Genomic DNA, 19,409 nt, shown 5'->3' on the forward strand with positions numbered 1-19,409 from the left:
TTTTGACTACCTTCATACTGTGGCAGTAGGGGCAGTTTACCTGGATAGTTATCTCGCACATAACTTTCAACTAACACCCTTGCTGCCATACTTATTCCAACATCATACATTCTAGACCACAGCCAAATTTTAAATGATAACTGTTAAAACACTATGACAAAGCAAGCACTTTTAAATCAGATAAAACTAAACGACCTGGAACTGAAAAACCGCGTTATCATGGCTCCCATGACACGCAGCCGTGCCGACAACGAAGGCAATGTACCAAACGACCTGATGGCAGAGTACTACACGCAACGTGCCGGAGCAGGCCTGATAATTTCAGAAGGCTCACAGGTATCAAAGCAGGCGGCAGGCTATATTAACACGCCCGGTATTTATACTGAAGAGCAGGTAGAAGGCTGGAAGAAGATAACAGATGCTGTACACGAGGAAGGCGGAAAGATTTTCCTGCAGCTATGGCACGTAGGCCGCATGTCGCACCCGGATTTCCATAACGGAGAGTTGCCAGTGGCTCCTTCCCCTATTAACCCGGAGGCGAAGTCTTTCACGCCGGAAGGCTTCAAAGACACTGTGACACCGCGTGAGCTAACTGTGCAAGAGATAAAGCAGATTGTGCAGGATTTCAGGAATGCCGCTGAGAATGCCATCAATGCAGGCTTCGATGGAGTAGAAGTACATGCTTCGAACGGCTACCTGTTCCACCAGTTTTTTGTGACTTCCGCCAACACCCGAACAGACGAGTATGGCGGCTCCAAAGAAAACCGTGCCCGTATTTTGTTCGAGGTACTCGATGCCATCAAGGAAGTAGTCCCGGTGGAAAGAGTTGGTGTACGCCTGAACCCAAGCCTGCACAACTCTTTTGGCATCACGCTGAATGAGGATACTATCCCTACTTATGATTACATCATTGAAAAGCTGAACGACTATAAGCTTTCTTACTTGCACCTCTCAGAGCCGTTCACAGATGTAAGTGATGTGCCGCATGCAGAGCCCAATGTGGCGAAGCGCTACCGCCCTATCTACAAAGGGAACTTGATTATTAATGCAGGCTTTACGCAGGAAACCGGTAATAAAGTAATAGAAGAGGGCGATGCAGACATGGTAGCTTTCGGCGTGCCGTTCATCGCTAACCCAGACCTGCCAGAGCGCTTTGCACAAGAAGCAGACCTACAGGAACCAGACCAGAAAACCTTTTACACTACTGGTGCCAAAGGTTATATTGATTATCCTTCTTTAGCGGAAGTAGAGGCCTAAGGCGCTTTTTCATATATACCTAAGATTACAGCCAGTTGCCGCGAGGTAGCTGGCTGTTTCTTTTACTGCCATTCAGTTTTAACGCTGGACCTGTGACTGCAAGGTATAAGTGCGCCGATTACCGGTCCGGTACCAGTTGGCAAACAGGACCACCACCAGCAACAGCTCAGCAAAATCACCGCCGTAGTACATGAGCTGTGCCGCCTCCCGTATCTGTTCCAGATCATGCGGTGTGTGCCGGGGCCAGCTATAGGCGTACATGAACTTACTCAGAAAAGCATGCGCCGCTATACTCATGAACAGCACAACTAAACGGGTGCGCATGCCGGGGCGGTGGGGTGCCGGATCCGGCCCGACAATGGACCATGTAAAAAGGTAGCCTGCAAGCAGGAAGTGAAGGTGCACCAGGTAGTGCACAAAAGAACTAGTCAGCGTCAGGTTGTAGAGCGGCGTCAGGTAAAGCAGGTACATTCCGCCAATGTTCAGCACAAGTGCCGTACCTGGATGGCTCAGCCAGTGAAACGGTTTGCTCCGCAGCACAGCAGTTACGGTGCGTGCACCCTGAACAGGCAGTGTGCGCAGCAGCAAGGTAAGCGGCGCGGCTAATACAAGGCCAAGCGGGGCAAGCATTCCTATCAGCAGGTGCTGTATCATGTGGCCCCTCAAATCGTAATGGGCATATTGCATAAGCGAGGGTGTCATGGCAACGGCAAGCAAACTAAGCCCCACGATGAAACTGATGGTACGCCACCTGCTCCAGCGGTTCTCGTGATGGCGCTGCCGTGCTACAGCAAACAGATAGATAGTCAGCGCCGCTGCCAGGAGCAGGAAAGGTATAATTTCAGCCAGTGCATTTCCTCCGGCTGCTGCATGATGCCCTGTCGTTTCCATTGCCATCATCTACCGTTTACGTTTCGGCTACAGTATGCTTTGTTGCTGCTCTCGCTTTAAAAACCAGCCAGATGCCAATCAGTAGCAGCACCACTCCTGCCAGGTTCCAGGCCAGGTCGTATGGCAGCAGCGGCACACCATAACGGACCTGGTGCAGACGCAGTACTTTGTGATCTACTATACCATCAAATAGCTGAAAGCCTCCCAGTCCAAGGAAAAAGCCAGCCCAGGTCCACAGTGGTGCAAGGGAATGGCGGCGGCGCAGGTCGGAGAACAGGAAAAACCCGGCTACTATAGCGATCAGTTCGAATGAATGGAGCAGCCCGTCTGTTAGCAAACCTATTTCCAGGGTAGACTGGTCGTAGAAATGATGCCACGCCAGCAGCTGATGAAAAATAATTTCGTCTACTGCCGCCATCACCCCAATACCAATCAACACGCCCGTCCATCTCGAGCGGGAAATATCCTGATGCTGCTGCTTGTTTAGGTTCATAAAAGAATTGCTCTCTGCAGGACAAAGGAGTTTACCTGAGCAGTATAAATCTTCGCCCTGTCAACTGATTTGCTTACGCTGAATTTATCAAAGAGATGTTTTTCCGGGGGACTTCAGAAAGAGCAGGCGCTTGTATCCTGAAAGGAGAATCCTGCGGTCTGCACAGAGATGCTTCCTCAGGTTCACGGTACAGTAGTGTGGTAGTGGTGTAAAAGCATCTCCCTCGCATAGAGGCGTGGTTGCATGGCCCTCACAAAGGGTAAACATCAAAAACAGGAATGCTCTTTGCCCTATTAAGCACAATTTAAGCTACTTTTACCTTTTAGACCTGCTGCTAAAGAGCAGCATTGCTGGCTTAAATACACGTATACTTTACATGAAACTGAAAATAAGAACCGGCTTTGGCTACGATGTGCACCAGTTGCAGGAAGGGCTGGATTTCTGGCTCGGCGGCATCAAATTACCGCATACACACGGTGCGTTGGGCCACTCTGACGCTGATGTGCTGATTCACGTTATCTGCGATGCCCTACTGGGTGCAGCCAATATGCGCGACATCGGCTTTCACTTTTCCGACAAAGACCCTAAGTACAAAGGCATCGACAGCAAAATTCTGCTGAAAGAGGTGGTGTACCTGCTGGCGATGGAAGGCTATGAGATAGGCAACATCGACTCTACGGTATGCCTGCAGGAGCCAAAGGTGAACCCGCACATTCCGGCCATGAAAACCTGCTTAGCGGAAGTAATGGGTATACCTGAAGCGGATATATCGATCAAAGCCACTACAACGGAGAACCTGGGCTTCGTAGGAAAAAAAGAAGGTGTAGCCGCCTATGCAACCGTACTGATTGTGAAGCAGTAAAAGCACGGATATCAGCTAAAAGCACCTGATGTGCCGTAGAAGCAAAAAGCTACTCTATTTTTGAAATCAAAACGGCTGCTCATTTAGCTTTTTAGCCATTATCAGAATATCACCTATCCATATAACCACACCTCATCAAACACCACTAACAAAACTAACATATGAGACACAATGCCTTTGCGTATTTGCTGTTGGCCGCCCTTGGGTTTGGCTGCGCGAAGACGCCTACTACTTCCACTCCGCAAGGCCCCGTTACAGATGTGGTTCAGCTGACTGAAGTTGCACCGAAGTATGCCAGCACCGTTACCGCCGCTGACCTGTTAAAGCACCTGACTATTCTGGCATCAGATGAATATGAAGGCCGTAATACAGGTGAAAAAGGCCAGAAAATGGCCGCTGAATACATTTCCCGCGAGTTTCGTGAGGATGGCCTGACCGGTCCGGTACAAGGCGGCAGCAACCCTTATTACCAGACCTTTGACCTGGAAAAAAGCCAGTGGGGAGATGGCTATATGACAGTAGGCCAAGAAAAGTACCTGATGATGCAGGACTTCTTTGTGCTGGGCAACTCGCCATTCCAGACAGAGCAGGCAGTAGATGTGGTCTTTGCCGGTTACGGTATTGATGCCGCAAACTACTCTGACTATGCGAACAAAGATGTAAGAGGCAAAGTAGTGGCCGTATTGGCAGGCGAGCCGAAAGGCAGCAACGGCAACTTTCTTATCAGCGGCACCGACAAAGCCTCTGACTGGGGCAACGACTACCGCACCAAACGAAATGCCGCTACAAAGCATGGTGCCAAGGCGGTGCTGATAGTAACGGGTACTAACGAAGCTGAGTTCAACAGCCTGACGCAGCGCTACAAAGCATACGCCAGCCGCCCGTCCCTCGGTTTGAAAAGCAACGGTAACCAGGAAACAGCAGCCACTGTCTTTATTTCCCCGATTGCAGGTGCAGCACTCTTCGGCGTTACCACCGATAAGCTTCTGGACTACGGCAACCAGGTTACAAAGGAAGGCAAGCCGGTAACGGCCGCGTTAACCGCCGTTAAAGACATCAAAATCAAAGCGGCCCGCGATGCTTCTCCACTACCAACCGAAAACGTGCTCGGTTTTGTAGAGGGTTCTGACAAGAAAGATGAAGTGATAGTAGTGACAGCACACTATGACCATGTAGGCGTAGACACTACCCGCCAGGGCGACCAGATTTATAACGGCGCCAACGATGATGGTTCCGGTACTGTGGCTGTTATAGAGATGGCAGAGGCATTTGCACAGGCGAAGAAAGATGGTTACGGCCCACGTCGCAGCATCCTGTTTATGACGGTAACAGCCGAGGAGAAAGGACTGCTTGGCTCTGAATATTACTCAGAGAACCCCATCTTCCCGCTGGAGAACACGGTAGCCAACGTAAACATCGACATGATCGGCCGCATGGACAAGGAGCATGAGAAGACCAACGACAGCAACTACATCTACTCTATCGGGGCAGACAAACTTTCGTCGGAACTGCACCAGATAAACGAGGCGATGAACCAGAAGTACGTGAACCTGAAGCTCGATTATACTTACAACGATGAGAATGACCCGAACCGCTTCTACTACCGCTCCGACCACTACAATTTCGCCAAGCACGGTATTCCGATTGTATTCTACTTCAACGGTGTGCACGATGATTACCACCAGCCCTCAGACGAGGTAGACAAAATCATCTTTGAAAGTGTCGAGAAAGTAGCAAGGCTGGCATTCCACGTAACCTGGGAGCTGGCAAACCGCGAAAACCGCATTGTGGTAGACAGCAACAAGAAATAGCACACTAGAACGGCCAGAACAGCCGTTAACAGTATAAATATTCACAGCTTTAGTAGCTTTCAGAAAAACACCCTAACTTTATGGAGTGTTTTTCTTTTTATGACTGCCTAAGGAGCAGCTACATACAAGGGAAGAACGTAGGGGAGAACAATTATGAGTAAACTGAAACAGTTTCTGCTGGACGCGGAGACAAAAGCATTTGACCAAAGCCACCGCGCAACCATCAAGTTTAACATCGGCAAGTATAATACTGCTGTGCAGCGTGGCCTTACCCAATACTCCGATCATGAACTGGCCCGCGAGCGGGGCTCCTATATAAAAACGAATACCATCAATAATCTGGATAAGTACCTGATGGAGTTTGAGTCTAACTTTACGGCGCGGGGCGGCAAAGTAATCTGGGCCCGCGACGCCAAAGAGGCACTGAAGGAGATAGGCGAAATTATGAAGCGCAAACGCGCCCGCTCTGTCGTAAAGTCCAAATCGATGACGACGGAGGAGATTCATCTGAACGAATACCTGGAGAAGAACGGCATTGAAACTGTGGAGACGGACCTGGGAGAGTATATTGTGCAGCTGGCGGAGCAGCGGCCTTACCACATCGTGACACCGGCCATGCATATGTCGAAGAAGGACATTTCGGAGCTGTTTGTGCGTAAGCTGGGCATCGCGCCCACCGATAATGCCGAAGAGCTGGTAGGCGTTGCCCGTAAGCTGATGCGCGAGAAGTACACTGCTGCCGAGGTAGGCATCACAGGAGGAAATTATCTGATAGCAGACGTAGGTGGCGTAGCTGTAACAGAGAACGAAGGCAATGCGCGCCTCTCCACCACTTTTCCGAAAACCCACATTGCCATAGTGGGTATCGAGAAGATGATACCGTCTATCATGGACCTGGACCTCTTCTGGCCGCTACTAAGTACCAGCGGAACCGGCCAGGATGTGACTGTCTACAACACCATCATGACAGGTCCGCGCCAGCCAAAGGAAAAAGATGGACCGGAGGAAATGTATGTGATCCTATTGGATAATGGCCGCACAGACCTGCTGGCGCTGCCGGAAAAACGTGAGGCGCTGAACTGCATCCGCTGCGGGGCCTGCCTCAATGTGTGCCCGGTTTACAAAAACATCGGGGGCCATACCTACGAGAGCACCTACAGCGGCCCGATTGGTTCTGTTATCACGCCGCATTACAACGGAATGGCCGAGAATAAGCACCTGAGTTTCGCCAGCTCTCTTTGCGGTGCCTGCACCTCTGTATGCCCCGTTAAAATCAATATCCATAACTTGCTGCTGCTCAACCGCAAGCAGAGTGTGGACCAGGGATTGGCCGAAAGCGGGGAAAAAACAGCCATCAAGTTCTGGCTGAAGGCGATGAAAAGCCGCACGCTACTGAATATGGCTCCCGCATTTGCGAAGAACTTCGTGCTGAGACAAGTGCTGAAAGATACCTGGAGCAAACGCCGTGAGCCACTGCAGGTGCCAGCCAAATCGTTTAACCAGCTCTGGAAGGAGAGAAGATAAAACAGAAAAGGCCTGCTGTGTAGCAGGCCTTTTCTGTTTTTACCGTTCTACTGTTGATTTTCTTCTCTTGTAGAGAATTTATAGACGGTGCTGGACTCATACTTCTGCCCCGGCTCTAGTGTAGTGGAGGGGAAGGAGGTCTGGTTCGGCGAGTCAGGGAAGTGCTGCGTCTCCAGCGCAAAGCCGTAGTGCTTCTTGTAAACCTTGTTGCCGCTGCCGGTGATGGTGCCGTCGAGGAAGTTGCCCGAGTAGAATTGTATCCCTGGCTCGGTGGTGAATACCTCCATCACCCTGCCGCTGGTCGGCTCATACACTGTGGCCGCTTTCTTCATCTCTCCGTCCTTGTCGCTGAGCACGTAGTTGTGGTCGTAGCCGCCGCCCTCCACCTGGTTCACGCGTGCACCGATGGTCTGCGGCTCCCGGAAGTCCATTACCGTACCCTCCACCTTGCGCAACTCGCCTGTTGGAATCAGCGACTCATCTACTACTGTGTACCTGTCTGCGTTCAAAGTCACCACATGCCCCAGCGCGTCCTCAGCCTCTCCGGCCGCCAGGTTGAAGTAGCTGTGGTTGGTCAGGTTCACCGGCGTAGCCTTGTCCGTGGTGGCCTCATAGTCAATCTTTATCTCATTGTCGTCTGTAAGGGTGTAGGTCACGGTGCTGGTGAGCGTGCCAGGGTAGCCTTCCTCCCCATCCGGACTCACATAAGTCAGGCGCAGGGCGTTCTCCCCTGGCACCGGTTCTGCCTGCCACATCACCTTGTCAAAGCCCTTATTGCCCCCGTGCAGGTGGTTCTCACCATTGTTGGTGGCCAGTTTGTACTCCTCCCCATTAAGGGTGAAGCGGCCTTTTGCAATCCTGTTGCCGTAGCGGCCCACGATGGCGCCGAAGTAGGGCCCGCTCTTGGTGTACTCAGGGCTGAAGTAGCCTGCCAAGCTGTCAAAGCCCAGCACCACGTCGCCCATCTCCCCTTCCCTGTCGGGCACGAGCACCGAGGTGATGGTGGCCCCGTAGTCGGAAATTTGCACCTGCATGCCGTTGGCGTTGGTGAGGGTGTAGAGAGAAGCTTCCTGCCCCTCCGCTGTCTTGCCGAAGGCTTCTTGTTTAATGTCCATGCTTTGCTGTTGTTCTGTTGCGGCCGTTGTTTCTGTGTTCTCCTCTGCTGACTGTTCGCTTGAGCAACTGCTCAGCCCAGCACCACCGAGGGTTCCCGCCAAAATTAACATTAATAGCTTTTTGCTTAATCCTCTTGTGTTCATTTGATTATTTATAATTATGAAATATGGTTCTATTTATTTTATCAACTCAGTTCAATCATCCTACTGTACGAAGTTATTACCCACTTCTAACTCAACCAAGTAGGCAAATAATTTAATTTGCAGTGATCCCCCTCCTTTGAGGGGCTGGGAGTGGGCTAACTATATCAGCAATTAAACTCATACAGTATAACGCAACATGAGTTAAGTGATTATCAGGTATAAACTTGTCGCTTAATTGTCCACGCGGAACCAATCGAAGGCAGCCGTAGCATTTGCCGGTCCTTTCGCCGTCAGCCCCACACGTACGCCCCTGTCCCACGGCGGCAGGTAGGATGCGTCCACAGCCTTGTCCTCATTCAGGGTGTTCCAGGTGGTGCCGTCTGCACTCCAGGCAAACTGCATCTGGTCACCCTTATTGGTTTTGAGCTGTAGTTGCAGCATCTCCTCTTTCGGTGCGGCAGTTTTGGCGATAGTCTCCATCTTGCCACCCTTCATTGACCAGAGCACAATTTCCCCGTTGCTCACCCCGATGCCTACTGCATTGTCGTTGTCGCCAATGGCTGAGAGACCTGCCATGGTACTTCCCTGTAGGCTGCTTTTCTTCAGGGCTGCCGTTGCTGTATAGTCAGCGTCTACAGTACGTTTTCCAAGCACCGTTCCTATTTTCTCAGGAGAGGCGTTCAGCACCAGCAGTCCTTCGTTGAAGGCAAAAGCAGGCTTTTGCTCTACCGGCCACTGCCAGGTATCGGAGAGATTATTGGCATTGAACTCCTCACTGATGTCCAAGTCTTTCGAGGCTGTGGCCGTAGCTGCCTCAGGGGCTGGTGCCTGCCCCGTGATGGCTGGCGAGCTATTCTCGAAGTATGGCCAACCGTCCTCGCCCCACTTTATTTCATCCAGCAGGCCCTGACGGCCCGGATACACGAAGCCGTCGGTGCTGTAGGCGTGGTAGAGGAAGTAGTCGCGGCCGCTTTGGTCAGATACTACTGTGCCGTGGCCGGGGCACTTCCACTCCTCATTCTGCTTCATGATCGGGTTCTGGTCATACTTCTCCCATGGCCCCCTGATGCTTTTGGCCCGTGCCACGCCCACTCCGTAGGTGCACTCGCGGCCACAGCACTTGTCGCCGGCGTAGAAGGTATAGAAGTAGTCGCCGTGGCGTACAATGGCTGGACCTTCCACCAAACCTCCCTCCCAGGTGCCGGGCTCGTTACGGAACATCTCGAACTTCTCCCCTAACAGAGCAGTGCGCTCTTCGTTCATGCGCTGGCCCCAGATGGGCGTAGGAAGGCCCTGGCTGTTTCCGTCTTCCTTCCAGACAAGGTAAAGTTCCCCGTCTTTGTCCCTTACCTCAAAGCCATCGATGGAGCCTACTTCCTGGCACACCAGCGGCCCGTGGTCTACGTAGGGGCCCGTGGCACTTGCTGAGCTGGCAACACCTACGCAGAGGTTGCCGCCTTTCTTCTTGGCAGTGTAATATATGTAGTACCTGCCATTTTCATGAGCAATCTCGGGGGCCCAGAAATGCGCCTCGGCCCAGTCTGGCAACTTGTCGGGAAAAACGTGCCCCACCGTCTCCCAGTCCACCAGGTTCTTGGAGTGCAGGATAGGGTAGAGCGGAGCCCACTCAGAAGAGGTGGCCGTCGCCCAGTAGTCATCCCCCACCCGCACCACAGAAGGGTCGGCGTAGTCGCCCGGCAGTACCGGGTTTGTATAGGAGATGGTTTGGGTGGCTACAGGCTCACTGACAGCAGCATTCTGCTGGTCTGTTGCCGTGTTACTACAGGAAAAGGCCAGCAGGCCAGCCAGGTATAAGAGCAGGGTTTGTTTCTTCATTTTTCCACAGTTGATGTTTGCGTGATGACCTCACTTCTCATACAATTATGATAAGATGCGGAGTCGTTGTATAAATTATAGAATACAAATCTAATCATCCTGCCCTGAAGGCACCGGAATAGGCACGCCAGCCGGTACAGGTACTCCGAAGAAAGGAAAGCCATCAGCCGTCCAGGTGAACTCCTGCGCCCTGATGTTCCGGTCCCAACCCGGCGTAGTAGTTTTTTTAGAATGATACAGAATCCAGTGCTCCGTCCCGTCCGGTGAGGTGGTGAAGCTGCAGTGGCCTACCCCTAGCACCTCGTCTGTTCCCTCAAACACCGGCCCTGACTTTACCCAATACGTAGCCTCCATCGGATTGACCAGGGTATCAGAAAGCGTTAGCTGCCCTAACCGGTACTCCTTCAGCCAAGACTCCCGTGTGGAGTAGACAATGAACACTTTCTCCTTGTGCTTCAGCACCTGCGGCCCCTCGTTCAAATCCAAAGGTCCTCCTGTCTCCCAAGGCTCCTCGGGAGACGAAAGCAAGACCCTGTTGCTGCTGATTGTCCAGGGATTGCTCATCCTAGCCATGTACAGGTGCTGCTTTGTTTTGTCAGTTTCCGCATCACCTTCCCAGCCGGACCAGATGGCATACAACTGCCCGTTGAGTTGCAGCGGCGTCAGGTCAATGGCCCATTTAGGTGCGGAAGAAGTATATTCGATGCTGTCGCCGGTGTAGAGCATGCCCTTGTCTGTGTAAGGCCCGAAGGGGTCATCTCCCTCCGACTCCAGCACGCCGGAGCGCTGATAAAGGAAAGGGCCTCCCGGCTTTTTTGCCGCCGCATAGTAGATGTACCACTTGCCATTGAAGCGATGCAGCTCCGGTGCCCATACATTGCTCTTGTTCCAGCCTGTGTCTGGAGTCTTCCATACAACTACCTTCTCACCAGGCGCTGTCAGCTTTTCTGATTTTGAAACTTGAATCCCACCATTGCCAGAGCTGCAAAAATAGTAAGTATCACCTTTTTTGAATACCCACGGATCGGCGCCATCGGCAATGGGGTTAGTGAAGTATTCCTCTTCTTCCGGCAGGCGGCTCTCCTGCTCTACTGTGGGCGCCACAGCAGTGGTGCAGCCGAGCATAAAGAGCGGGTAAAGCAGCAGCCCCAACAGCGCCTTTATTCTCTTTATATTTCTGTAATCAGCAGTATCCATTCAGTAGCGTTGATACAGTTTATCCTTTACTGCAATCTAGCAAGCAGCAAAGGATAAACTGTAGGTAAAACCATTTAACAAGCTATAACTCACCACACCTCCTTTAGCCTATTGCTTCATCTTAACCAGAGATGGATCATACAACTTAGAATGTACCTGTTTTAGCTTTTCTGCCGGCACTTTAATCACTTTCCGGTCATAGGTCATCAGGCCATTCGTTTCTATTTCCACATCCGTTGTCTGGGTATATACTGCTGCCGAAAGCCCTAGCTGGATCAGGTCCTCCAGTCTTTCTGTAAAGCCTTTGTACCGCTCAAACAGCTCATCGGCATTTTTAAAGCTCTGGTAGCCCCAGTTGTCTTTCTGCTGCCATGTGTGTCCTTCTACCGGCAAGCCCAATCCTCCGAACTCACCCAGCACAATCACCTGCTTCTCCCCAAACAGATCAGGGCGCGGCATCACCGGGTCCGGATAGTTGTGGAGGTCGATGATCTGGCCTACCGGGTGGAAGTTTCCTCCGCTGGCACTGTTTACCAGCCTTGAGGGATCGCGCTCCATCGTCCAGTTTGTAATTTCTTCTGTTTTAAACTGCCCCCAGGCCTCGTTGAAAGGCACCCACACCACGATGCTGGGGAAGTTGTGCAGATCGTCCATTATCTCGGCCCACTCAGTGCGGAATATCTTCTCTGATTCCGGCGTCCGTTCTTTCTCGGTACCGCGTCCTGTTACGCCCGGACGTTGCTCCCACCTGTTGCCCATATTGTTGCCCATATCGCCGCTCGGCATATCCTGCCACACCAGCATACCTGTTTTGTCGGTGTGGTAGTACCAGCGTGCAGGCTCCACTTTTACGTGCTTCCGTATCATATTAAAGCCCATCTCCTTTGTTTTATCGATGTCAAAGACAAGGGCCTCTTCAGTAGGTGCTGTGTACAGGCCATCCGGCCACCAGCCCTGGTCCAGCGGGCCGTACTGGAAAACAAACTCGTTATTGAGCAGCATGCGCTGCACACCGTTCACGTCCGGTTCCATGCTTATTTTGCGCAGGGCAAAGTAGCTCTTCACCTCATCCAGCACTTTCCCGTTCCGCACCACAGCCACCCGCAGATCATACAGGAATGGGTTCTTCGGAGACCACAGCTTTGGGTTGTTTACCTGCAGCACAGCCGGCGCGCTTGCGCTTACCTCCTGCTCTGCTATTTTCTTCTTGCCATCCCAGGCAGTTATTCTGAGTTTGTCATTGGCCTGCAGTTGCTGCACATCAGCCGCCACTGTTACTGTTCCTTTGTCGATGTCCGGAGTTTGCCTGGTAGAGGCGATGTAGGTTTTAGGCACCGACTCCAGCCACACTGTTTGCCAGATACCGGTTACAGGGGTATACCAGATAGATTCCGGCTTCTTCACCTGCTTGCCCCGTGGCTGCGGCCCGTCATCGCTGGGATCCCACACGCTGATGGCAATATCCTGCTGGCTGCCGTTTTTCAGGTATGGCGTAATATCAAAAGAGAAAGGATCATACCCGCCCTGATGAGTACCAGCTTTACGTCCGTTTACATACACATCCGCTTGCCAGTCTACGGCACCAAAGTGCAGGAGCACGTTCTGCCTGCGCAGTTTAGAAGGTATGTTAATACTCTTTTTGTACCACAGCACACTGTCCTTGCCTACGGTCCTGCCTACACCAGACAGTGCAGACTCAATAGCAAAGGGCACCAGTATTTTACCCTGATAGGCAGTGGGTGTTTTATTTTGCTGCGCTTTCGGCACAATAGCAAAGTCCCAGAGCCCATTCAGGTTTTGCCAGTTCTCGCGTACCATCTGCGGGCGCGGGTACTCCGGCAGTGGCTTAGAAGGGTTTACCTGTTCTGCCCAGGGCGAAGTGATTTTACCCTCTACGATTTTCCAATCGGCGTTTTGAGCCTGTAAGACGCCCACCTGCACAAGCAAGGTGAACACGAGAAGTAAGTATGTCTTTTTCATCTTTTGCTTATTCTGATGGTACATGACAAACAGAGCCAGTATAGTGATTTCTTAAGTTACCTGATTACTTTGAATAAAAGCAACCTGTCCGGCCAAAGGTTCATGTGGAGACAGTATAAAAAGTTAGTTCAGGTAAGCTTCCCTAGTGGGAGTTAACTTACCTGAACTAACTTTTTTTCTGCTATTTAAAAGGCAAACCTATCAGAGCTCTACCTTTTCAACCGGTGAATAAATCATTTCTGCCACGCCCGCTATTTTCACGCCAACTCTGGCAAAAACATACCCTTTGTTAGCTAAGTGAGGCGGCACCTCCAGGCTCAGGCTCATAGGAGCAGCTATTGCCTCCTCACTCGGCCACCAAATGTCTGTTACGGCAGCAAAGTTGTTAGCATCCACAATAGTAGTGGGAGCAAGGTAGTACGTTACACGCTCAATTTTAGCATCAGGCACCAATCTCTCCACATTCAGAGTTGTTGTAACGGCATTGCCACTCTTCTGGAAGTCGGCATTCTCGATTAAGTAAAAAGGCTGTACAGGAACTTCTATTATCGTGTTGCCTTTTACCTGCACATCAATGGTATCTGTGTTATCTACCCAGGGCCCGTTACCTCTTAAACGGGTTAGCTTGTAGTTACCATCAAATACCATGGCTGAAAATGTCCCCTCCTGATCGACATAAACAGGTATCTTTTGCAGAACCGGGTAACCTGGTTGCCATAACTCCAGCTGCACGCCTCCGGATCTGACCCCTATAGCCTCGTCCTGGTAAACTACCTTACCAGTCAGCATCGTTTTTGGCGGCTCATGGTTATCGTATTCGCACCCCGAGAGCACTACAACCATGGCCATAACAAATGTTATCAGTCTAAATTTCATATCCTTAAATTAATGGAATGGATTTCTAACAATTTTTGGGTTATTATTCAATACATCCTGCGGTATAGCACCATAGTAAGCCGGAACCTGGAAATTACGAGGAGCCCCGAACCTTGGCGCCACCAGTTTCTCAAACACATATGTATTGTGTGTAGGATGACCTGGGCGAACTACGCGATAAGGATACAAGGCATATAACACTGCATCCGGGTTACTCGGACTTCCGTTCCAGATCTCATGCGCTATTCTCCAGCGCTTTACGTCCCATATTCTGTGATCTTCAAAGGCCAGTTCTACACGGCGTTCATTCCGAAGCCGATCCACAGTTAATTCGGACAAGCTGTTCTCTCCAAATCCAGCTCTTTCCCTTACTGTGTTCACATAACCAACTGCTTCCTCCATTAGGCCGAGCTCAAGAGCTGCTTCAGCTGCGTTCAGGAGTATTTCAGCATACCGGTACCTTATCCACCACAACTCGCTGCGGACACCCCTGGTACTGGACATTGGTGTAGGATCGACATACTTTCTCAGGTAGAAGCCGGAATTAGACACTTCCGTGATAGAGCGATGTGGCCCTGAGCTACCGACAAGCGTTCCGCCATCAGTATAGGTAGAACCCAGTTGGTTACCTTCTACAGTTTCATAGCCGGACCCAGTCCAAACTTTAACACCAGCCTGTATTTCTACTTCCTGGCCTTTAAAAGAGGCACCCGGATAAATTACCGTACCATAGAGACGAGCATCCTTGTTTTCGAATATATCATCCAGCTCTTCATAATAGATGTAGTCGCTGCCGTCGGCTGTCCTGGTTTTTAGCTCACCTGGTGTTCCATCCAGGTATTCAAAATCCTCTACCAGGTTCAGGACAGGTGTTATGTTCGATGAGGATAAGTTATCCTCACGAACACCCCGGGCAATGTTATCATACGTAAACCAGATACGCTTATCACTTGCAGTGGAGAAGTCCTGCGCCCAGATAACCTCGGGATTTGCCTGCTTCTTGGTGATTGCCTCAAAAAAGTTCTCCCCAAGATCATTGGAGTTTCCTTCATAAAGACTGTACACGCCACTGTTAATGATTTCCCTGGACGCTTCGAGCGATTTAGTATAATATTCGTCTGCCATGGAAGCAGGGATACCGGCTTCTCCTCCAGGAGTGGCAGCTACAGGTGCACCACCCAGGTTATTATATTTCGCTATAGAACCAGCATACAGCATGGCCCGGCTCTTTAGGGCAAGTGCCGTATACTTATTCGCCCTCCTGATGCTGCCTTCGTTACCCAAGTCATCTTTGATGGCGTCCAGCTCGCTGGCTATAAAATCATACACTTCGTGCTCCTTGTTCCGCGGGAACTGCAGGTAAGAAGGATCGCCGCCAAAGTCATAAATGAGCTGTTGGGTTACAATAGGCACTCCGCCCATTCTCTTAACATGCTCAAAATAGACAAAAGCCCTTAAGAACCTTAGCTCTGCCTTAAACTGCGCTTTCTGGGCATCCGGGAGTGTAGCTGAATATTCGTCTATGTTCTCCAGCGCCAGGTTAATGTCCCGGATCAAATCATAGTTCCACAACGTCCAGGTGAAGGGGCTGTAGGTTGGGATGTTGTTTGGTCCCTCTGTGTTGCCAGACCACATCGCTTCGTCGTACATGGCAAAGGCCTGCCAGTTAGTGGCGGTTGAGCTGTAGGTTGGTAACCGATCGTAAAAATTAGCCAGCATGCCGGTTATCATTTTCGGGTCGTTCCAGACCTGCTCTTCCTTGATTACGGTAGGTGATTCCTTCTCTAAGAATTCATCGTCGTCACAGGCCGTAAAAGGCATCAGGACCGCCCCAAGAATTAGAAATTTATATATACTTTTCATTTTTTTTCAGTTAAAAACTTACGTTAAGACCAAGGGTATAAATCCTTTGCTGCGGGTACTGTAAACCATTACCAGAAGAGATTTCCGGATCGATACCAAACTCTTTTGTATTGTCGATAGAGAAGAGGTTTGTACCGTTGGCATACACTCTCAGCGCTGATAAACCTACTCTGCTGGTGATGCTTTCCGGAATGCTATAGGACAGCTCCAGGTTTCTTAATCGGATGTACCGCACATTGGTCACCCAGAAATCACTGTGACGGTAGTTGTGTCCAGCTCTTTCTCTTCTGATGGCAGGATACGTTCCGGGCACCCAAGGGCTGTCGCTGTTGTATGGGTCCTCTCGGTGCCAGCGGTCTTCTAACATAAAGTCAGGTGAAGTTCCATCGTTCTGGTAAGGATACATTAACTCCCAGTTACGTCGGAAAGATTGCATGGTAGCACCCGCAAAGTCCATCATCAGGCTTATTCCTTTGTACTGCACGCCGGTGTTAATACCAAAGCTTACATATGGGTTCGCACCCTGCTCGTATCCAATTGGCCTTTCATCCAGGCCGTTGATGATGTTATCACCATTTACATCTTTATAGATAAAGTCTCCTGGAAGCAGGTTCCTGTTACCTTGTCCATCAATAATTACCGGGTGGTTATCTATTTCTTCCTGAGACTGGAATCGGCCAACTACCTGGTATCCCCAGTTCACGCTTCCCCAACGATCCATCCAGGAGTTGCGATACTCATCCCATGAGTTACCAAAACGTGGTTTGTACTGCTGTGCAATATCATAGCGTCTGGCAAAAGTACCGTTCACACCCACAGAGTAGCTTATTTCGCCTGCAGTGCCTGTATAATTCAAAGCACCTTCAAAACCACGGTTTGCTTCAACAAGAAGGTTTTCATCCGGCAAATCGTATCCTACCTCACTTGGTAACAGCACATCGTATCTACCTTCTGGCAAACCTTCACGCTTCCGCTCAAACACATCGAACTGACCACGCAGGTGATTAAAGATAGTGAAGTCAATACCAACGTTGCGGGTGGTATTTGTGATCCAGGTTAAGTTGGTGACAGGTATATCACGAGGTTCAACGCCAGAATAATAACTATCGTCGAACACAGCACTGCCAACGTTAAAGGTGTACCCCCCTAGATATGCAAAGGGATCTACCACATATGTATTGCCAAATATGATGTCACTACCAGTTCTACCCCACGATGCTCTGAGCTTTAAGTCATTCAGGAAGCCGACTTTACCTTTCATAAAATCTTCTTCCGTAATTCTATAACCTACAGAAACACCCGGGAACAATCCGAAACGCTTACCGGGAGCAAAAAGGAAGGAACCATCATAACGGCCCAGCAGCTCCAGCAGGTATTTTTCTTTGTAGTTGTAATTAACACGGCCTATATAACCTACCCTGGCAGATTGGCCTATTCGATCAATAAGCAAGTCCTGGTCAGCGAAGTACATGATAGGAACATAGTTGTTTGGTGGCACCGTATGCACTACCATAAAATGGCTATCATTGTCCTGCCGCTCATAGGCTGCAACAGCCGACACGCCATGGTTTCCGAACTGTTTGTTATAGTTCAACTGGAACTGTGCAAACTTATCCACAAGGTTTTGCTTACGACGCTCTCTCCAGGGGTTTTGGTTACCGCCTGCCATTTCGTAAGTGTCGGTAGTCTCGTTGTAATTATAGGCATTGTACGTATACTCAAACCCGTTGAAATCAAGGTTTGTGAAGTTATAAGAATAGGTTGCTTTGGCACTCAGACCAAAATCAAAATCATACTGGGCATAAAAGTTACCCTTTGCGGCACGCCAGGTCTCCTCTATATACCCTGTAACGTCCTTGTCATAGGTAGCAGGATTCACGTTTACGTTATGCGTCTGATTGATGTAATTAGGGTTATCATTGGCATAAGGTCTTTCAGTTGGCCACATGGTAAATATACTCAGGAACGGGTTGAAGTAATCATCCAGTCCCGGTACTCCTATCTGGTAGCGATCCTCTACCCTACCGTAGATCTGCGTACCCACCCGTAGTCCCTTCGTAAGGCTCGTTTCTATGTTAGCCTGAAAGTTCGTTCTGTTAAAGTTATAATCCTTTATCAGGGCATCCTGGTTGATGTGGCTGACAGAGAAATGGTAATTAGTGTTTTCTGTACCACCCGAAGCACTTGCATTCACATAATATTGTGGTGCCACCTCGTCCATTACCATGCTGTAATAGTCTGTGCTGATGTACCCTTTTTCAGTGCCTACTCTCCACTTCTCTAATTCTTCCGGTGTGATGGGTGCCGGACGGCCAAGGTTCTGCGCGTTTTCTACGAGACCACGCTGATGCTGATAGGCATTGGCTGGTCTTGGATAACGCGTAAAATCCTGTAAGCCATAGTAAGTATTGACACTGATTCGCGGCTTTTGACCCGCTCTTCCTTTTTTAGTGGTTACCAGTATAACACCGTTAGCTGCTCGCAAACCATAGATAGCGGCAGAAGCATCCTTCAATACTGAAACACTTTCAATATCATTTACATCCAAGTTGTTAAATTGTCCTGCATCAGAGGTTACCCCATCTATTACATACAGAGGATTGCCCATATTCCGCACCTGGATATTGGTACCCGCTCCCGGCCTTGCGTCTGCCTGGCGTGCCGTGATACCCTGTATCTTACCCACTAGTGCTCCTGTTGCAGTTGTAGCTGTTGTTCTGGCAATGTCCTGCGCCTCGATCTGGGATACCGCACCAGTTACTGTACCTCTGGACTGCGTGCCGTACCCTACTACTACTACTTCTTCCAGGGCCTTTGCATCGGTTGCCATCGTCACGTTTATTGTCGATCTGCCATTAATAGGCACCTCCTGTGACTCGAAGCCTATGTAGGAGAAGATCAGTGTACCATTGCCATCAGGAACAGTAATAGTATAGGTGCCACTTGCGTCTGTAGGAGCCGCTTTGTTGGTTCCTTTTAATAGCACTGTAACACCGGGTAAGGCCGCACCATTTTCATCTGTAACTTTACCTGTTACAGCCACTTCCTGCCAGGTAGATGCCGGAGCTCCTGCAGACAGCGAATGCCCTGAACTCGCCAGGGCTTCCTCTAAGAATTTTGCCAAGGAGCTTTTTTCCAGCTCATAGCCAGATTCAACCCTACTTGCACTGGAGTAACTGTGTGCTACTCCTGGGAGAGACACACAGCAGGCTGCAAGAGCCAGGCTGTACCTTCCCAAAAAACGTGTAGTAACTCTTTTCATATGGTCATGTTAAATTGTTAAATACAATAATGTTGAGGCAGGTTATCTGCCTGTACCTTTGCTGATGGTTTATTAAGCCTGATTTTGATGATTTACTTTGCTTAATCAACAACCAGATCAGCCTCGGCTTCTTTTGCTGAAAGAGTGAACCCTGGCATTTGCATGATTTTGCCGCCCTGCATGGCCGACTCGTGCGCCAGGATGCCCACGCAGGTGATGTTGGCCGACTGCCGCGCGTTCGGGTACGGCTCCCTTCCCTCCACCAAGGCGCTCACGAACTCGTGCACCAGGTGCGGGT

The 19,409-nt window shown here is 50.3% G+C and carries 13 protein-coding genes and 1 pseudogene; 4 read left to right on the forward strand and 10 right to left on the reverse strand.

What is annotated here, in order from left to right:
• The first annotated feature begins 153 nt into the window (after positions 1 to 153).
• Positions 154 to 1,257: an alkene reductase gene (locus tag ACFS7Z_RS26065; protein WP_377491989.1), complete on the forward strand. Its 1,104-nt coding sequence runs from the start codon at positions 154 to 156 to the stop codon at positions 1,255 to 1,257.
• A gap of 78 nt (positions 1,258 to 1,335) precedes the next feature.
• On the opposite strand, the gene ACFS7Z_RS26070 is transcribed toward ACFS7Z_RS26065, so the two are convergent.
• Positions 1,336 to 2,157, reverse strand: a complete 822-nt coding sequence (locus tag ACFS7Z_RS26070; RefSeq protein ID WP_377491992.1) for a cytochrome c oxidase assembly protein — start codon at positions 2,155 to 2,157, stop codon at positions 1,336 to 1,338.
• 7 nt (positions 2,158 to 2,164) lie between these two features.
• Complete coding sequence (locus ACFS7Z_RS26075; protein WP_377491995.1) at positions 2,165 to 2,641, reverse strand: DUF2243 domain-containing protein; 477 nt, start codon at positions 2,639 to 2,641, stop codon at positions 2,165 to 2,167.
• A 376-nt stretch (positions 2,642 to 3,017) separates the two neighbouring features.
• Here ACFS7Z_RS26075 and ispF point away from each other — a divergent pair, with 376 nt between their 5' ends.
• The 3 genes from ispF (at position 3,018) to ACFS7Z_RS26090 (ending at position 6,838) form a co-directional block, all read left to right on the forward strand.
• Entirely contained in the window at positions 3,018 to 3,503 is a 486-nt protein-coding gene (gene ispF, locus ACFS7Z_RS26080; RefSeq protein ID WP_377491998.1) for a 2-C-methyl-D-erythritol 2,4-cyclodiphosphate synthase, read from the forward strand.
• A gap of 161 nt (positions 3,504 to 3,664) precedes the next feature.
• The gene (locus ACFS7Z_RS26085; protein ID WP_377492001.1) at positions 3,665 to 5,314 is read left to right on the forward strand and encodes a M28 family peptidase; all 1,650 of its coding nucleotides are present in this window, start codon (positions 3,665 to 3,667) and stop codon (positions 5,312 to 5,314) included.
• A gap of 153 nt (positions 5,315 to 5,467) precedes the next feature.
• Complete coding sequence (locus ACFS7Z_RS26090; protein WP_377492004.1) at positions 5,468 to 6,838, forward strand: LutB/LldF family L-lactate oxidation iron-sulfur protein; 1,371 nt, start codon at positions 5,468 to 5,470, stop codon at positions 6,836 to 6,838.
• 47 nt (positions 6,839 to 6,885) lie between these two features.
• On the opposite strand, the gene ACFS7Z_RS26095 is transcribed toward ACFS7Z_RS26090, so the two are convergent.
• From ACFS7Z_RS26095 to ACFS7Z_RS26130, 8 genes and pseudogenes are all read right to left on the reverse strand, one after another.
• Complete coding sequence (locus tag ACFS7Z_RS26095) at positions 6,886 to 8,064, reverse strand: aldose epimerase family protein (protein WP_377492025.1); 1,179 nt, start codon at positions 8,062 to 8,064, stop codon at positions 6,886 to 6,888.
• 264 nt (positions 8,065 to 8,328) lie between these two features.
• Positions 8,329 to 9,933 (reverse strand): family 43 glycosylhydrolase, encoded by a 1,605-nt coding sequence (locus ACFS7Z_RS26100; RefSeq protein WP_377492007.1) that lies wholly within the window; start codon positions 9,931 to 9,933, stop codon positions 8,329 to 8,331.
• A gap of 90 nt (positions 9,934 to 10,023) precedes the next feature.
• A complete protein-coding gene (locus ACFS7Z_RS26105) occupies positions 10,024 to 11,130 on the reverse strand; it encodes a glycoside hydrolase family 43 protein (protein WP_377492010.1) in 1,107 nt (368 codons plus the stop codon).
• Positions 11,131 to 11,238: 108 nt separating this feature from the next.
• A complete protein-coding gene (locus tag ACFS7Z_RS26110) occupies positions 11,239 to 13,110 on the reverse strand; it encodes a glycoside hydrolase family 2 protein (protein WP_377492013.1) in 1,872 nt (623 codons plus the stop codon).
• A 201-nt stretch (positions 13,111 to 13,311) separates the two neighbouring features.
• On the reverse strand, positions 13,312 to 13,986 hold the full coding sequence (locus ACFS7Z_RS26115) for a DUF3823 domain-containing protein (protein ID WP_377492016.1): 675 nt from the start codon (positions 13,984 to 13,986) through the stop codon (positions 13,312 to 13,314).
• A gap of 9 nt (positions 13,987 to 13,995) precedes the next feature.
• Positions 13,996 to 15,849, reverse strand: a complete 1,854-nt coding sequence (locus ACFS7Z_RS26120) for a RagB/SusD family nutrient uptake outer membrane protein (RefSeq protein WP_377492019.1) — start codon at positions 15,847 to 15,849, stop codon at positions 13,996 to 13,998.
• Positions 15,850 to 15,859: 10 nt separating this feature from the next.
• Positions 15,860 to 18,973 (reverse strand): SusC/RagA family TonB-linked outer membrane protein, encoded by a 3,114-nt coding sequence (locus tag ACFS7Z_RS26125; RefSeq protein WP_377492023.1) that lies wholly within the window; start codon positions 18,971 to 18,973, stop codon positions 15,860 to 15,862.
• Positions 18,974 to 19,212: 239 nt separating this feature from the next.
• A pseudogene (locus tag ACFS7Z_RS26130) lies at positions 19,213 to 19,409 on the reverse strand (hypothetical protein); the annotation flags it as partial.

The organism is Pontibacter toksunensis (genome assembly GCF_042686245.1).
GTDB lineage: Bacteria > Bacteroidota > Bacteroidia > Cytophagales > Hymenobacteraceae > Pontibacter > Pontibacter toksunensis.

What these genes read in the sequence shown, in the direction of transcription:
- ACFS7Z_RS26105 (WP_377492010.1), bottom strand. Translation starts at nt 11,130, where the DNA reads ATGGATACTGCTGATTACAGAAATATAAAGAGAATAAAGGCGCTGTTG.
- ACFS7Z_RS26100 (WP_377492007.1), bottom strand. Translation starts at nt 9,933, where the DNA reads ATGAAGAAACAAACCCTGCTCTTATACCTGGCTGGCCTGCTGGCCTTT.
- ACFS7Z_RS26070 (WP_377491992.1), bottom strand. Translation starts at nt 2,157, where the DNA reads ATGATGGCAATGGAAACGACAGGGCATCATGCAGCAGCCGGAGGAAAT.
- ACFS7Z_RS26120 (WP_377492019.1), bottom strand. Translation starts at nt 15,849, where the DNA reads ATGAAAAGTATATATAAATTTCTAATTCTTGGGGCGGTCCTGATGCCT.
- ACFS7Z_RS26115 (WP_377492016.1), bottom strand. Translation starts at nt 13,986, where the DNA reads ATGAAATTTAGACTGATAACATTTGTTATGGCCATGGTTGTAGTGCTC.
- ACFS7Z_RS26065 (WP_377491989.1), top strand. Translation starts at nt 154, where the DNA reads ATGACAAAGCAAGCACTTTTAAATCAGATAAAACTAAACGACCTGGAA.
- ACFS7Z_RS26075 (WP_377491995.1), bottom strand. Translation starts at nt 2,641, where the DNA reads ATGAACCTAAACAAGCAGCAGCATCAGGATATTTCCCGCTCGAGATGG.
- ACFS7Z_RS26090 (WP_377492004.1), top strand. Translation starts at nt 5,468, where the DNA reads ATGAGTAAACTGAAACAGTTTCTGCTGGACGCGGAGACAAAAGCATTT.
- ACFS7Z_RS26095 (WP_377492025.1), bottom strand. Translation starts at nt 8,064, where the DNA reads ATGTTAATTTTGGCGGGAACCCTCGGTGGTGCTGGGCTGAGCAGTTGC.
- ispF (WP_377491998.1), top strand. Translation starts at nt 3,018, where the DNA reads ATGAAACTGAAAATAAGAACCGGCTTTGGCTACGATGTGCACCAGTTG.
- ACFS7Z_RS26110 (WP_377492013.1), bottom strand. Translation starts at nt 13,110, where the DNA reads ATGAAAAAGACATACTTACTTCTCGTGTTCACCTTGCTTGTGCAGGTG.
- ACFS7Z_RS26085 (WP_377492001.1), top strand. Translation starts at nt 3,665, where the DNA reads ATGAGACACAATGCCTTTGCGTATTTGCTGTTGGCCGCCCTTGGGTTT.